The organism is Oryzobacter telluris (genome assembly GCF_043099285.1).
GTDB classification, from domain to species: Bacteria; Actinomycetota; Actinomycetes; order Actinomycetales; family Dermatophilaceae; genus Oryzobacter; species Oryzobacter telluris.
The window spans coordinates 2,970,001-2,984,705 of sequence record NZ_CP170723.1; the positions used below are offsets into that span (position 1 = coordinate 2,970,001).

At 71.2% G+C, this 14,705-nt stretch carries 14 protein-coding genes; 4 read left to right on the forward strand and 10 right to left on the reverse strand.

Features of this window, described 5'->3' with window-relative positions:
* Window positions 1-161: 161 nt before the first annotated feature.
* The 3 genes from ACFLFB_RS13725 to ACFLFB_RS13735 form a co-directional block, all read right to left on the reverse strand.
* Entirely contained in the window at window positions 162-1,166 is a 1,005-nt protein-coding gene (locus ACFLFB_RS13725; RefSeq protein ID WP_392542741.1) for an ABC transporter permease, read from the reverse strand.
* An 11-nt stretch (window positions 1,167-1,177) separates the two neighbouring features.
* Window positions 1,178-2,707, reverse strand: coding sequence for a sugar ABC transporter ATP-binding protein (locus ACFLFB_RS13730; RefSeq protein ID WP_392542742.1), 1,530 nt, complete (start codon window positions 2,705-2,707; stop codon window positions 1,178-1,180).
* A gap of 103 nt (window positions 2,708-2,810) precedes the next feature.
* Window positions 2,811-3,839: a sugar ABC transporter substrate-binding protein gene (locus tag ACFLFB_RS13735; protein ID WP_392542743.1), complete on the reverse strand. Its 1,029-nt coding sequence runs from the start codon at window positions 3,837-3,839 to the stop codon at window positions 2,811-2,813.
* 234 nt (window positions 3,840-4,073) lie between these two features.
* Here ACFLFB_RS13735 and ACFLFB_RS13740 point away from each other — a divergent pair, with 234 nt between their 5' ends.
* From ACFLFB_RS13740 to ACFLFB_RS13755, 4 genes are read left to right on the forward strand one after another with little or no spacing between them, the layout of a single operon-like run.
* A complete protein-coding gene (locus tag ACFLFB_RS13740; RefSeq protein ID WP_392542744.1) occupies window positions 4,074-5,015 on the forward strand; it encodes a TIM barrel protein in 942 nt (313 codons plus the stop codon).
* 14 nt (window positions 5,016-5,029) lie between these two features.
* Window positions 5,030-6,034: a Gfo/Idh/MocA family protein gene (locus ACFLFB_RS13745; protein ID WP_392542745.1), complete on the forward strand. Its 1,005-nt coding sequence runs from the start codon at window positions 5,030-5,032 to the stop codon at window positions 6,032-6,034.
* Window positions 6,035-6,046: 12 nt separating this feature from the next.
* The gene (locus tag ACFLFB_RS13750; protein ID WP_392542746.1) at window positions 6,047-6,940 is read left to right on the forward strand and encodes a sugar phosphate isomerase/epimerase family protein; all 894 of its coding nucleotides are present in this window, start codon (window positions 6,047-6,049) and stop codon (window positions 6,938-6,940) included.
* Window positions 6,941-6,973: 33 nt separating this feature from the next.
* Window positions 6,974-7,984, forward strand: coding sequence for a LacI family DNA-binding transcriptional regulator (locus ACFLFB_RS13755; RefSeq protein ID WP_392542747.1), 1,011 nt, complete (start codon window positions 6,974-6,976; stop codon window positions 7,982-7,984).
* An 18-nt stretch (window positions 7,985-8,002) separates the two neighbouring features.
* Here ACFLFB_RS13755 and ACFLFB_RS13760 read toward each other — a convergent pair whose 3' ends face one another.
* From ACFLFB_RS13760 to ACFLFB_RS13790, 7 genes are all read right to left on the reverse strand, one after another.
* A complete protein-coding gene (locus tag ACFLFB_RS13760) occupies window positions 8,003-9,262 on the reverse strand; it encodes a hypothetical protein (protein WP_392542748.1) in 1,260 nt (419 codons plus the stop codon).
* A 17-nt stretch (window positions 9,263-9,279) separates the two neighbouring features.
* Window positions 9,280-10,026 carry an esterase family protein gene (locus tag ACFLFB_RS13765; protein ID WP_392542749.1) on the reverse strand — a complete coding sequence of 249 codons (747 nt, stop codon included), beginning with the start codon at window positions 10,024-10,026 and terminating at the stop codon, window positions 9,280-9,282.
* Between the two features lie 49 nt (window positions 10,027-10,075).
* Entirely contained in the window at window positions 10,076-11,107 is a 1,032-nt protein-coding gene (locus ACFLFB_RS13770) for an alpha/beta hydrolase (RefSeq protein WP_392542750.1), read from the reverse strand.
* A gap of 4 nt (window positions 11,108-11,111) precedes the next feature.
* Complete coding sequence (locus tag ACFLFB_RS13775; protein WP_392542751.1) at window positions 11,112-12,101, reverse strand: co-chaperone YbbN; 990 nt, start codon at window positions 12,099-12,101, stop codon at window positions 11,112-11,114.
* 75 nt (window positions 12,102-12,176) lie between these two features.
* The gene (locus ACFLFB_RS13780; RefSeq protein WP_392542752.1) at window positions 12,177-13,220 is read right to left on the reverse strand and encodes a hypothetical protein; all 1,044 of its coding nucleotides are present in this window, start codon (window positions 13,218-13,220) and stop codon (window positions 12,177-12,179) included.
* Window positions 13,217-13,939 carry a hypothetical protein gene (locus ACFLFB_RS13785; protein ID WP_392542753.1) on the reverse strand — a complete coding sequence of 241 codons (723 nt, stop codon included), beginning with the start codon at window positions 13,937-13,939 and terminating at the stop codon, window positions 13,217-13,219. Before ACFLFB_RS13785 ends, ACFLFB_RS13780 begins: the two co-directional genes overlap by 4 nt.
* Before the next feature lie 149 nt (window positions 13,940-14,088).
* The gene (locus tag ACFLFB_RS13790; protein WP_392542754.1) at window positions 14,089-14,604 is read right to left on the reverse strand and encodes a MarR family winged helix-turn-helix transcriptional regulator; all 516 of its coding nucleotides are present in this window, start codon (window positions 14,602-14,604) and stop codon (window positions 14,089-14,091) included.
* Window positions 14,605-14,705: the final 101 nt, after the last annotated feature.

The window sequence follows — 14,705 nt, forward strand, 5'->3', positions numbered from 1 at the left end:
GAACGCCCACGGCGCGAGCGTGACGACCGACCCAGCCTCGAAGGCCATCGCTGCGCCGTCCGACGCGGACGACCCGCCTCTGAGGACGCCGCGGTTCCCCCGGGGTCCAGCCTCCCGGGGGAACCGCTCGTCGTGATCCAGACACGACGGCCTTGGATGGGTCAGGCGTTCTTGCGCTCGTCGATGATGATCGCGACGACGATGATGATGCCCTTGACGACCATCTGCATGAACGGCGAGACGTCGAGCAGGTCCAGTCCGTTGTTGATGATGCCGATGATGAGGGCGCCGACCATCGTTCCCCAGATGGTGCCGATGCCGCCCTTGAAGCTCGTGCCGCCGATGACGGCCGCGGTGATGGCATCGAGCTCGATCCCGGTGCCCAGCTGCGGGTTTCCCGACCCGATGCGCGCCGAGAGGATGACCCCGGCCAGACCGGCCAGGGTGCCGCTGAGGACGTAGATGCCGATGGTGATCTTCTTGATGTTGATGCCGGACACCCGGGCGGCCTGCTCGTTGCCACCGATGGCGAAGACGTAGCGGCCGAAGCGGGTGTACTGCAGGACCAGGTGGGCGAGGATCGCGACGACGCCGAAGATGATGACCGGCACGGGGATCCCGGCGACGCTGCCCTGCCCGATGAAGTTGTACGGCGCCTCGAGCCGGGACACCGGGCGGCCGTCGCTGTAGATGAGCGCGAGGCCGCGGGCCGTCGTCATCATGCCGAGCGTCGCGATGAACGGCGCGATCTTGAACTTGGCGATGAGCAGCCCGTTGGTCAGTCCGAGGACGGCGCCGACGGCCACGCCGCCGACGACGGCGAGGATGATCGGCAGGTTCAGCCCGGCGTACATCATGTTGTCGCCCGGCCGCTGGGCCAGCGACGTGGCCACGACGGCCGACATCGCGAGGATCGAGCCGACCGAGAGGTCGATGCCGAGCGTGATGATGACGAAGGTCATGCCGATGGCGATGATGCCGATCGCCGAGACCTGGCGGACCACGTTGATCAGGTTCTGCGCCTGGAAGAACGTCCCGGACGTCATCACGGTGAGCACGACGACGAACAGGACGAGGATCCCGACGATCGCGTACTTGCGGGCGAACTGCGCCCAGTCGACCGAGGACGTGGTGTCCTCGCGGGGCGGGGTGCTGGTGGTGGTCATGGCGTCGTCCTTCACACGTCTTCGTGGGCTGGGGTCTCGGAGAGGTCGGAGGCGCCCGCGGTCGCGAGCTGCATGATGCGGTTCTGGTTCGCGTCGGCCCGGTCGACGACACCCGTGACCCGGCCCTCGCACATGACGACGACCCGGTCGGACATGCCGAGGATCTCGGGCATCTCGGAGGAGACCATCACCACGGCCTTGCCCGACTTGGCGAGCAGCGACATCAGGCGGTGGATCTCGGACTTCGCCCCGACGTCGATGCCACGGGTGGGCTCGTCGATCATGAGGATCTCCGGGAGGGTCAGCAGCCAGCGCGAGATGAGGACCTTCTGCTGGTTGCCTCCGGACAGGTTCTGGATCAGCTGGTTCATCGACGGGGTCTTGAGGGCCAGCGCGTCGCGCTGCTCCTTGGTGACCCGGTCGATCTCCTTGACCTTGATGACGCCGCCGGGGCTGTAGCGCGGCAGGGAGGCCATGATCATGTTGTCCCGCACCGAGAGCACGCCCATGATGCCGGTGCCCTTGCGGTCCTCGGTGAGCATGCCGATGCCGGCCCGGATCGCGTCGCGCGGCTCCCTCACCCGGACCTCGCGGCCGTCGACCTCGATGGTCCCGGACTCGGCGGGGGCGATGCCGAAGATGGTCTCCAGCACCTCGGTGCGCCCGGCGCCCATGAGCCCGGCGATGCCGAGGATCTCCCCGCGCCGGACCTCGAAGGAGACGTCGCGGACGAGGTCGCCGCGGTTGAGGTCCCTGACCGCCAGGGCCACCTCGCCGATCTCCGCCTCCTCCTTGGGGAAGAGCTGGGTCAGCTCGCGCCCGACCATCAAGGTGATGAGGCGGTCGCGGTCGAGCTCGCCGGCGGGGTAGGACCCCACGTACGTCCCGTCGCGGTAGATCGTCACGTCGTCGGAGATCGCGAAGACCTCGTCCATCTTGTGCGTGATGTAGATGACCGCGGTCCCGCTCTCGGTGAGCTGGCGGATCATCCGGTGCAGGTGGGCCACCTCGCGCTCGGTGATGGCGGAGGTCGGCTCGTCCATGATGATGATGCGCGACTCGAACGAGATGGCCTTGGCGATCTCGACCATCTGCATCTGGGCGACCGAGAGGTTCTTCATCTGCCAGGCAGGGTCGATGCCGATGTCCCAGCGGTCGAAGATCTCCTGGGTCCGGCGCGACATCTCGCGGCGCGACACCAGGCCCCAGCGGTTGTGCAGCTCGCGGCCGAGGAAGATGTTCTCGGCGACGGTGAGCTCGGGGACCGGGGAGAGCTCCTGGTGGATCATCGCGACACCCAGGGCCAGCGCGTCGCCGGCCCCGTGCATCTCCACGGTCTCCCCGCCGATGCGGATGGTGCCGGAGTCGGGGCGGAACATCCCGGCGAGGATCTTCATCAGGGTGGACTTCCCGGCACCGTTCTCCCCCATGAGGGCGTGCACCGAACCGGCGCGGACCCTCAGGGAGACGTCGGAGAGGGCCTTGACGCCGGGGAAGCCCTTGGAGATCCCCGACATCTCAAGGACGTCGTTGTCGCTCATGCGTGTCACCTCGTCGTGTCAGGCCTGGGTGGGACCGGATGGCCGGCCCCGGGAGGGGTGGGCGGGGCGGGCGAAGGAGGAGGACTCCCGCCCCGCCCGGGTCTCACTCGAAGTCGGCCATGTTGTCCGGGGTGACGAGCTGGTACGGGATGTCGACGTAGCCGGGAACCGTCTCGCCGTTGTAGAGGTGGACGATGCTGTCGACGCCACCGGCGCCCTGGCCTCCAGCGTCCTGGAAGACGGTGACCTCGAGGTCGCCGGCCTTCATCGCGGCGAGGGCGTCGGACGTCGCGTCGACGCCGCCGACGAGGACCTTGTCGAGCTTCCCGGCCGCCTTGAGGGCGTTGATCGCGCCGAGGGCCATCTCGTCGTTGTTGGCGCAGATGATGTCGATCTGGTCACCCGACTCGATCCAGTTCTCGGTGATCGACTGCCCCTTGTCGCGCTGCCAGTTGCCGGCAGCCTCCTTGACCACCTTCATGCCGGGGTTCTTGGCGACGGTGTCCTTGCAGCCCTTCGTGCGCAGCACGGCGGCCTCGTTGGCGGGGTCGCCCTGGAGGATGGCGACGTTGCCCTTGCCGTTCGCGAGCTTGGCGAGCGCCTCCATCTCCAGGTTGCCGGAGACGAGCGAGTCGGAGCCGACGTAGGGGACCTCGGTGGGAAGGTCAGCCGGGCGGCGGTTGACGTAGACGAGCGGGATGCCCGCGGCCTTGGCGGCCTCGGTCATGGGGTCGGCGGCGTCGGTGTCGACGGGGATCACGAGGATGCCGTCGACCTTCTGGGAGATGAAGTTCTCGACCTGGCCCAGCTGGACGTCGGTCTTCTCCTGGGCCGCGACGATGTTGACCTCGACACCGTCCTCCTTCGCGCGGGCGGTCATGCCGTCGGCGACGTTCTGGAGGAACTGGTCGAGGATCGGGAAGGTCACGCCGATCTTGAGGACCTTGCCGTCCTTGGGCTTCACGGCGGCCTCGCCGGCGGCGTTCGTCGCGGTTGCCGTGGCGACCGGGGCGGCGGTGGTGCTGCCGTCGGAGGAGGTCGACTCGCCGGAGCCGCATCCCGCGAGGAGCGTGGCGGCGGCAACCACCAGGGCGCCCGATCGGAGTCCGAGCTTGAACATCTGTGTTCTCACTTTCGCGAATGGTGGCCACGCGGAGGGCGACCGTCCTGGTGTGGAGGCGGCCTGGGCCACTCCACCGACGGCCACGTCGCCGTCGACACCACTGAAGGTAGGACCGGTCCAAACAGGTTGTCAATACATATGGACAAGGAATTTGGACCGTGACAAACTACCGAGCACAGACGACGGGGTCGCCGCCCGGTGGCGCCCCTCCCCCCACACCCGTGAAGGACCGAAGGACCACCGATGAGCCCGATGCCCGACAAGTCGCGCAACACCCTCGACGACCGCTACGCCAAGCTGACGATCGGGGTCTGTCCCGACCAGTGGGGGGTGTGGTTCCCCGAGGACGACCAGCAGGTCCCGTGGGAGACCGCCCTCGACGAGATGGCCGTGGCCGGCTTCTCGGTGATGGAGACCGGCCCCTTCGGGTACTTCCCCACCGACCCCGTCCGCCTGCAGGACGAGATGGACGCGCGCGGCTTCCGGGTCGTGGCCGGCACCGGCTGGGGAGTGCTGCACCAGCCGGAGGCGTGGGACGAGACCGAGCGCTTCTTCCGCTCCATCGGCCAGACCCACGCTGCGGTCGGCGCCGAGTACGTCGTGCACCTCCCGCCGATGTTCCGGGAGGAGAAGACCGGCGCCTACACCGACGAGAGGGTCCTGTCGACGCAGTCGTGGAACACCTACATCCGCAACGCCGACCGCCTCGGCCGGATCATGAAGGAGGACTACGGCCTGAAGATGGTTCTGCACCCCCACGGCGACAGCCACATCGAGACGCCCGAGGACATCGACCGCATCTTCCAGGCGACCGACCCCGAGTACGTCGGCTTCTGCCTCGACACCGGCCACATCGTCTACGGGTCCGGCGACCCGATGGAGCTGTGCCGCACCTACCCCGAGCGCATCTCCTACGTCCACATCAAGGCGATGGACCCGGTACTGGTCCAGCAGGCCCACGACGAGGACTGGCCGTTCGTCAAGGCGGTGCACGCCGGCTGCTCGGTCGCTCCCCCGGCCGGGCTCCCCGACATGGGCCAGCTCATCGAGGCGCTCGCCGACCTCGACAAGGAGCTCTACGTCGTGTGCGAGCAGGACATGTACGGCTGCCCCAAGGACTACCCCCTCCCCAACGCCGTGCAGACGCGCGAGTACCTCGCGTCCCTCGGCCTGGGCCTGAAGTGACAGGAGAGGCGACGATGACCGTTCGCATCGGCATGATCGGCCCCGGCGGCATGGGCCGGGCCCACATCGACCGCATCCACAGCGTCATCGCCGGCGGTCGCGTCGTCGCGGTGAGCGACCTCGACCCCGCGAACGCCGCTGCCGTGGCCGAGCGGATCGGCGCCACCGTCCACGACACCTCGGCCGCGCTCATCGCGTCCGACGACGTGGACGCCGTGATGATCTGCAGCCACGGGCCGGCCCACGAGGTCGACGTGCTGGCCGCCATCGCCGCGGGCAAGCCGGTGTTCTGCGAGAAGCCGCTGACCCCCACCGCCGACGCCGCCCTGCGGATCATGGAGGCGGAGGTCGCCCGCGGACGCCGCCTGGTCACCGTCGGGTTCATGCGGCGCTTCGACCGCAGCTACCGCGAGATGAAGGCGCTGCTCGACTCCGGGGACCTCGGCGAGGTGCTCATGGTCCACTGCGCCCACCGCAACCCCACGGTCCCGGAGTCCTACACGTGGGAGATGGCGATCAGCGACACCGCGATCCACGAGATCGACACGATGCGCTGGCTGCTCGGCGAGGAGATCGTCTCGGCCCGCGTCGACCGGCCGAGGAAGACCTCCCTGCGCTTCCCGCACCTGCAGGACCCGCTCGTCCTCGTCCTGGAGACCGAGAGCGGCGTGCGCGTCGACGACGAGGTCTTCGTGAACTGCCAGTACGGCTACGACATCCGGTGCGAGGCCGTCGCCGAGAAGGGCGTGGTCAGCCTGTCCGACCAGAACGCGGTCGACGTCCGCACCGGGTTCCGCGCCTCCAACGGCGTCACCCGCGACCACAACGAGCGCTTCGGCGGCGCCTTCGTCACCGAGGTGCAGGAGTGGATCAGCGCGGTCGCCCGCGGCGAGCACACCGGCTCCACCTCGTGGGACGGCTACGCCGCGGCCTGCGTGTGTGACGCCGGGGTCAAGGCCCTCACCGCCGACGGCGTCGTCGCTGTCGAGATGGTCGCCAAGCCCGCCTTCTACGCCTGAGGAGGACCCGAGATGAAGATCGCCCAGGACCCCACCCCGTTCCACCACTCCCACTCCCTGCTGGACTTCCCCGCGGTGGTGGCCGACCTGGGGTACGAGTGGATCCAGCTGACCCCGCACAAGGACCTCGTCCCCTTCTTCGGCCATCCCCGCGCCGACGACGCCCTGGTCCGCGCCCTGGGCAAGGCCTGCGCCGACGCCGGTGTCGGGATCGCCTCACTGCTGCCGGTGCAGCGCTGGTCCGGCCCCGACGAGTGGGCCCGCCAGGCCGCCGTGCGCAACCTCAAGCGCACGATCCAGATCGCCGTCGACCTCGACGTGCGCGTCATCGGCACCGAGTTCTCCGGCCGCCCCGAACGCGCCGAGGAGTCCGAGGCCGCGTTCTTCCGCTCGATGGAGGAGCTCCTGCCGATCCTCGAACGTGAGGGCATCGACCTGCTCATCGACCCGCACCCCGACGACTTCGTCGAGGACGGGCTCGAGGCCGTGCGGATCCTGCGCGGCCTCAACAGCCCGAACGTCGGGATGGTGTTCGTGGCCTGCCACAGCTTCCACATGGGCCACCCGATGCGCGAGGTCATGCGCGCCGGCAAGGACCTCATCCGCCTGGTCCACGTCGCCGACACCATGGACCACCACGCCTCGCACGGCCTGCGCTACATCTCCAACCCCCCGGGGAACGCCGCGCGCGTCCACCAGCACCTGCGCATCGGCGCCGGCGACGTGGACTGGGACGACTTCTTCGGCGGCCTGGCCGAGATCGGCTTCCTCGACCGCCCCGACACCGTCATGTGCAACAGCGTCTTCGCCGAGGACGAGAACGGCCCCGACATGGCCCGCTACCAGCTGCACACCATGACCGAGCACGTGTCGAGGCACCGAACCGATGCCGGGGTCCGGGGGTAGGTTTCCCACGACACCCAGGACGAAGGACTCCCCATGCCGACGCGATCCGGTCGACCACCGACCATCCGCGATGTCGCGGTGCACGCCGGGGTCTCCAAGTCGCTCGTCTCCCTCGTCATCAACGACTCCCCCCTCGTCCGGCCCGCCAAGCGCGAGGCCGTCGAGGCGGCGATCCGCGAGCTCGGCTACCGCCCCAACTCCGCGGCCCGTCGCCTCGGCGGCACGGCGCTGCGCACGGTGGGGGTGCTGGTCCACGACATGCGCCAGCCCTTCCACGCCGACATGGTCGAGGCCCTCAACGCCGGCTTCCACGCGCGCGACATGACGATGCTGCTCGGCGACGCCCAGCTCGACCGGCGGGCCGACGAAAGGGTCGTCAACGCGTTCATGAACATGCGCGTCGACGGGCTCGTCCTCGTCGGGTCGATGGTCTCGACCGAGGGGGTCCTCGAGGCGGTCGACCGCCTCCCCTCGGTCGTCGTCGCGAACCTCGACCTCATCAGGCCGCGGGTCGACGCGTCGGTCCAGGACGACGTCGAGGGCGCACGGCTCGCGACCGAGCACCTCATCGGCCTCGGGCACCGGCGCATCGCCCACCTGTCAGGGACCTACGGGGTGTCTATCGGCATCCGCCGCGACACCTACGTCGAGACGATGCGCGGCGCGGGCCTCGAGCCCGAGGTGGTCGTCGACGACCTCACCACCGACGGCGCCTTCCGGGTCGCCACCCGGCTGCTGGGGCGCCCCGACCGGCCGACCGCGATCTTCTGCGCCGCCGACGCGGTGGCGCTCGGAGCGCTGCGCGCCGCCGCCGACCTCGGCCTGACGGTGCCCGGCGACGTCTCGGTCCTGGGGTTCGACAACACGAGCCTGAGCAGGGCACCGGGCATCGAGCTGAGCACGGTCGACATCGGGCTGCCCGAGATGGCGCAGGCGGCCATCGAGCTGCTCTGCGACCGCATCGCCGACCGCGACAGGCGCCGTCGGATCCGCCGGACGGCGGCCACCGTGGTGCCCCGTCGCACCACGGCGCCTCCGGCCTGACGGCGTCCGCGGGGTCGGCTACCCCCGCACGCCGAGGGTCGTCTGCTCGTCGCTGACCCACATCCCGAGCAGTCCGCCGAAGTGGGCCTCGAAGCGCTCCCACTCGTGCGGCGGGTAGGTCTGCTGGATCGTGGACTGCAGCAGGCTGCGGAAGTCCGGGCCGGAGATCCACTCGAGCACCATCTCGTCGAGGTCGGGCAGCGCCGACTCGCAGAAGGCGCGGTAGCGCTCGGTCTCGAAGTAGTCGTCGGCCAGTGTCTGGTACTCGGTCAGGCGCCCCTGGTAGTCCAGGACCTCGTCGTCGGCGACGGTGAACCAGGGACCCGTGTCGACCTGGGTGCGCGGCTTGCGCCCCGTGACGACGCAGAACGCGGTCCACCGCAGCAGGGCCTTCATCGCCCAGGGGAAGTAGTAGTGCAGGGAGGTGACCGCGACGTCCGGGCACGCGTTCGCGTAGTCGATGGGGTACACGACCCCGTCCTTGACGAGCATCTCGCAGGAGTTGAACTCCCAGCGGAAGAAGGCGTTCACGGTCTGCGAGATGGTCACGACCTCGCGGCCGACCTCCTCGGACAGGAAGCCGTGGGCGACGGCGTAGCGGTTGTGCATCGGCTCGTCCGGCTGGAACTTCATCACCATCGTCTCGGGGCCGATGGTGAGCGAGCGGGCGAAGTGCTCGAAGTCGGGCACCGACGCCTGCAGGTGCATGAGCATCTCGCCGGAGTCGTCGTAGGAGCGGTGCAGGTCGGCCCGGTCGGTGACCTGCGAGACCCCGCGCCAGCCGCCACCGTCGAACGGCTTCATGTACAGGGGGTAGCCCAGGCTGTCGGCGATGGTGTCGAGGTCGAAGTTCCGGTTGTACTTGGCCGACGTGTACGCCCAGCGGGCGTTGTCGACGGGGTTCTTGTACGGCACGAGGACGGTCTCGGGGACCTTCATCCCGAGCCGCATCAGCGCGCAGTAGGCCGAGTGCTTCTCCATCGACTGGAACGTGAACGGGCTGTTGAGCAGGTACACGTCGTCCATGAGGGCGATCTTCTTCAGCCACTCGCGCGGGTGGTAGTACCAGTGCGCGAGGCGGTCGATGACGAGCTCCTGGCGCGGCTTGTCACGCAGGTTGAACGGCTCGATGCTCAACCGCTCGGTGGTGAGCGTGTGGCTGGTGCCGTCCGGGGCACGCAGCACCCCGACCTTGCGGGCCATGGCCTCGAACGCGGTCGGCCAGTCCTCCTCGGCGCCGAGCAGCAGTCCGACGAGGTGGTCGGTCGTGGGGGCCATCAGTGGTTCTCCTCAGGTCAGACGAAGCGGGGCAGGTGGTGCGCGAGCTGGCGCTGCCACCACGGCCAGTCGTGGGCGCTCTCATGGCCCCACACATCCAGCTCGTGGCGAATTCCCTTGCGGGACAGAATCTCTGCGAAGGAACGGGTGGACGACAACGACCGCGTGGGCGACTCCTCGAACGCCCCCTGCCCGACGACGAGCAGGATGGACGCGCGCGAGCGCACCCAGTCGAGGTGGTCGCCCTCCATGTTCGGGACGTAGGCGCTGGGGTTGGCGAAGTAGGTGGCGTCGCCGAGCTCGCCCCAGCCGTTCCACGTCGTGGGGTCGTAGTTGCCGCTCAGCCCGATGGCGACGGGCGCGACGTCGGCGCGCTGCAGGGTGAGGTGCACCGCGTGGTACGCCCCGAGGGAGACCCCGACCGTGACGACCTCCTGGTGACCACCCGTCTCCGCGACGACGTGCGGCAGCACCTGCTCGGAGAGCCAGGCGCCGTAGGCCCCCGCGCGCCGGGCCCGCTCCTCGGTGGGCAGGTCGCGGTTCGACCACGACCACGCGTCGAGGGAGTCGACGCAGAACAGGCTGACCCGTCCCTCGTCGACGAGCCAGCGCACGGCGTCGAGCATCCCGTTGCCCTCCGCGTCGTGGGCGCCCCCGGCCTCCGACGGGAACAGCAGGACCGGCCGGCCCCAGGACCCGTGGCGGACGACCTCGAGGGTGGCGTCGAGCCCCGGGACGGGGAGTCTGACGCTGCGGGTCTCCATGCGCCCCACCCTGCCGTCCGGCACCTCCCCCCGCAACCACGGGGGTCGCTCACCAGAGCCGCTGGAGCACCTCGGTGAGCCCGGGGTCGAGGGCGTCGCGCCACGCGGTGTAGCTGTGCAGGTCCGGGACCTCGCGCAGGGTCACCTCGTGGCCCGCCCGGCGCAGTGCCGTGGCCATGTCGCGGTTGTTGGCGAGGTTCTCCTCGAGCGTGCCGCACGTCATCCCGACGACGAGGGGGTGCTCGGCCTCGCGCATGTCGAGGACGGACTGCACGTGGCGCGAGATGCGGCCGAAGTACGGGTACCCGCTCTCCGAGTCGTCGTGGCGGACCTGGAAGAACGAGCCGGACTGGGAGAACACCCCACCGACCCGGGGTGCCGCGAGGAGCCCGAGGAGCACGGCCGTCAGCCCGCCCAGGCTCGCCCCGACGACGACGACCGGCCCGGTGACCGCGTACCGGTCGCCGAGCCGGTCCAGGCCCGCGTCGCCGACGGTGCGCAGGTAGGCCGGCGAGCCCGAGTACCAGGCGTCGCGCAGCACCGGGTGCGCCAGCGCGACCCGGTGGGGCGGCACCGCCCCGGCCGCGACGAGCGCCCCGCTGTAGGTCGTGATGCCGGCCAGGGCGTCGTACTCGGGGCCGTCGTGGACGAGGAGGAGCGGCGCCGGCTCGTCGTCGGCGAGCGACTCCGGGGTCCACACCGTCATCGGGACGTCGTCGGCGGTCTCCCCCGCGACGCCGAGCTCGTCGGTGCGCCCCTCGACGACCGGCGCCGAGAGCCACCAGGGCTCGGCGTAGCCGGGCAGCTCGAGGACCGAGCGGTCACCGAACGCGGTCGGTACCCGCAGGGGGTTGGCCGGGTCGAGCACCGTCTCGGTGTGCTCGCCGCGCGTCACGGTGAAGCGGTACTCGACCCGCTGCAGCGGCGGGTGCGGGAGGTAGAGGTGCCACCCGTCGCCGTCGCGCTGGAGCGCCCGCGGTCCGGGCACGGCGCGGTCGCAGTCGAGGGAGACGGCGGTGACGCTCGGGTCGTCCGGGTCGAACCGGAAACGGACGAGGCCGTCGAGGACGGTGGTGGTCACGCGATCAGAACAGCGCGCTCATCAGCGCGGTGCGGCCCTTGCGCACCCGCTCGTCGTGGTTGCCGACGACGGCGAAGAGGTCGAGGAGGTGGGTGCGGACCCGGTCGCGGTCCTCGCCCGCCGTGCTGCGGACGAGGTCGAGCAGGCGGGTGAACGCGTCCTCCACGTGGCCGCCGAGGACGTCGAGGTCGGCGACGGTCACCGCGGCGTCGATGTCGGTGGGGTCGGCGGCCGCAGCGGCACGCGCGGCGTTGACGTCGACCGACCCGGCACGCTCGAGCAGGCGGACCTGGGCCAGGCCCAGCTCGGCGTCGTGGTCCTTGGGGTTCTCGGCGAGCGCCTGCTCGTAGGCGGCCACCGCGGCGGCGTAGTCGCCGGCCTCGATGGCGTCGTAGGCCGCCTGGTGCAGCGGCGGCAGCTCGTCGTCCTCGGGGGCGCCGGGAACCGGGGTGAGCTCGACGCGGCCGGTGATGCCGTTCTGCACCGCCGCCTGGAGCAGCTGGTCGAGGACGGCGCGCACCTCCGACTCGGGCTGCATCCCCGGGAACAGCGGGACCGGCTGGCCCTGGAGCAGCCCGAAGGTGGCCGGCACCGTGGGCTGGCCGAAGGCCTGGACGAGGAGCGGCTGGAAGGCCTGGAGCAGCTCGGGCTCGGCCGACAGGTCGGCGACGAGGACGAGCACCCGGCCCTCGAGGGAGGCCGCGACCCGGGTGACCGTGTCGACGAGCTCGAGGGTCTGCGGGTGCGCCGAGGACCAGAGCACGAGGACGCCCGGCACCTGGAGGGTGCGGTTGAGCGAGGACTGGAGGTTCGTGGCGTCGACCTGGACGACGAGACCCTCGGGGACGGCCGGGCGACCGCCGTCGGCAGGGGCAGCAGGCGCCTCCGGGGCGCCCGAGGCGCCGGCTCCGGCGGGCGCCGCGCTCGGCAGGCCGCTGACGGACGACAGGTCGACGGCACCGCGGGTGCCCGCGGGCTGGGGGGTCTCGCTCATGGGCCCGATTCTGTCAAAGGCTGGGGCCGCCGGTGACCAGCGGCCCCGGCGGGACCGTGCGGCCCGCCGGGTGGCTCAGCGGGCGCGGCCGGAGACGAGCAGCTCGCTCGCCCCGATGACCTCGGCGGCGCCGCTCTTCGGCACGACGACGACCACGGCCTCGAGGTTGTTCAGGACGAGCTGCTTGGTGACGGTCTTGCTCTTCACCAGGTCGGCGTACTCCTTGGGCAGCACGAGGGCCTTGGCGGTCGGCTTGACCGCGATGGTGTCGGTGCGCTTCATCAGGGCGAAGGTCACGGCGCCACCGTCGGCGAGGCGGAAGGTGAGGGCGTCGTCCATCCGGGGCTCGTGGCTCTGGGTCAGCGTCGCGAGCTTGCCGAGCGTCTTGGCCTGCGCGGCGGCGGCGCGGCCCAGGCCCTCGGCGAACGGGTCGGTGACGCCGACGGCCGTGGTGTCCTTCGGCTTCGGGTACGCCAGCGCGGCGGCGTAGGCGCCGACCGCCTTCTCCGGGGAGGTCGGCAGGCCGGCAGCGGCCTTGGCGTCGAGCAGCGGGGCACCCGCCGCCTCCGAGCCGATGGCGGGGAGCTGGGCCCCCGGGAACATCGGCACGCTGGCGGCGATCCGGAACGGCTGGTCCGGCTTCTCGGAGAGCAGGACGTGCAGGTACTGGGTGTTGGTGTCGGCGTCGAGCGTGGCCGCGAGGATGGCGCGCGGCCAGTCACGACCCTGCGACTGGGCGACGAGCGTGGGCGCGGGCGTCGTGGCCAGTGCGGCGGCCTCGGGGGCCTTGGGCGCCGGGGCGGCGGCCTCCTCCAGCGCTAGCGCGAGGGCGTCGCCGGTGAACACCTTCTCGAGGGCGGCCTGCTTCGCGGCGGCCTCGCCCTCGACCGGCGCGTCGGCCTGGGCGAGCAGCCGGGTGGCGATGGCGGTGGCGCCGTCGGTGTCGAGCGGCGCGGTGGCCGTCTTCTCGGTGGGGGCGGCGCGCAGGCCGACGAGGGCCTCGGCGCTCCCGCAGCCGGCGAGGCCGATGGCGGCGGCGACGGCACCGGCGGTCAGCGCGGCGGCGCGGGCGCGATTGGAGCGGGGGGTGCGGTGGGGACGGGGTCCGGGGGTGGTCATCGGGCGGCCTCCTCGGGGTCGGCGGGATCGGTCAGGTGGTAGGGGGTGCGCGTCATCGGCGTCATCGGCGGCAGCGCGTCGGGCGCCTCGGGGACGGGCGGGACGTCCGGTCCGGCGGCCGCGGGCTGGCGGCGGCGGGGCCACGCCAGGAGCACGCCCACGACGAGCACGAAGAGCCCGACGAGGGCGGCGACGACGGACTCGACGAACCACGCCTTGTCGGTGACGCTGAAGGTCAGCGAGCGCAGCGGGCCACCGTCACCGGTGACGACGAGGGTCTCGGGGGCCTCGTCCTGCTCGACGGTGAGCGTGACCGGCCCCTCCGCCGCGTCCTGCTGGCGCCACAGGTCGGCGACGCCCAGGGCGTCGGAGGGAGCACCAGACCCGCTCGCGCGGGTCGTGAGCAGCCAGTCGCGCACGTCCACCCCGGTCACCTCGGTGCGGCGGGAGTCGCCGAGCACGGCGGTCGCGTCGGAGGGGTTGGCCAGGGCCATCCACACGTTGCCACTGGCCGGGGTGGCCGTGACGACCACGTCGGCGTCGACCCGGTTGAGCACCTGGGGTGGGATGACGACGGGGTCGGCCGTCGTCGGGCGCACGACGAACTCGGCGGTGCCTGAGCTGCCGAGCTGCGTCGCGAACCAGACGCCGACGACGGTGAGCGCGAGGCCGCCGAGGGCCAGGAGCGCACCGACGAGGCGCTTGACGACAGAGACCATGGGGGTGTTCCTCGAGGGTTCCGGGGCGTCCCGGACGCGGATCTGCGAACGGGGCTGCCTTCCACCATGACAAACGCCGCAGCCGTGCGACAAATCCCGTGACCACGGATCGTGACCCAGGCCACGTGGGCCCTTCCCTCAGGTGGGGCTCAGGCGTCGAAGTCGCGGGCTCCCACGCGCACCGTGCGCAACAGGGAGAACAGGGCCTCGTGCTGCTCGGCGTCGAGCATCGACAGGCCGAAGTCGGCGCCCTCGAGGTCGGCCGTCACCGCCTCCATCGCCTCCCGGCCCGCGTCGGTGATGACGGCGAACGCGCTGCGCCGGTCGGCGGGGTTGGGCACCCGCTCGACGAACCCCTGGGCCACGAGGCGCTGCACGATGTTCGTGGCGCTCGTGGGGTGCACCATGAGCCGCTCGCCGATCCGCGACATCGACAGGCGTCCCTCGCGGCTGAACGCCAGCAGGACCAGGGCCTCGTACCGGGCGAAGCTGAGCCCGTGGCGCCCCGCGATGGCGTCGAACTGGCCGAGCAGCAGCTGCTGAACCCGCATGATCGAGGTGGCGCTCGCCATCGAGACGGCGCGCGAGTCCTGCCCCCACCGGGCCCGCCACAGCTGCGCGGCCCGGGCGATCGGGTCGAAGGGCAGGCGCACGGGCTGGCTCACAGCGAGCACGCTAGCCGAGCGCGCGGTCCGCTCCACGGACCGACCGCAGGACAACCGCTCGGCGCGCGACCCGCGAGGCGCGTTGCGCAAGCGCTCTCGCG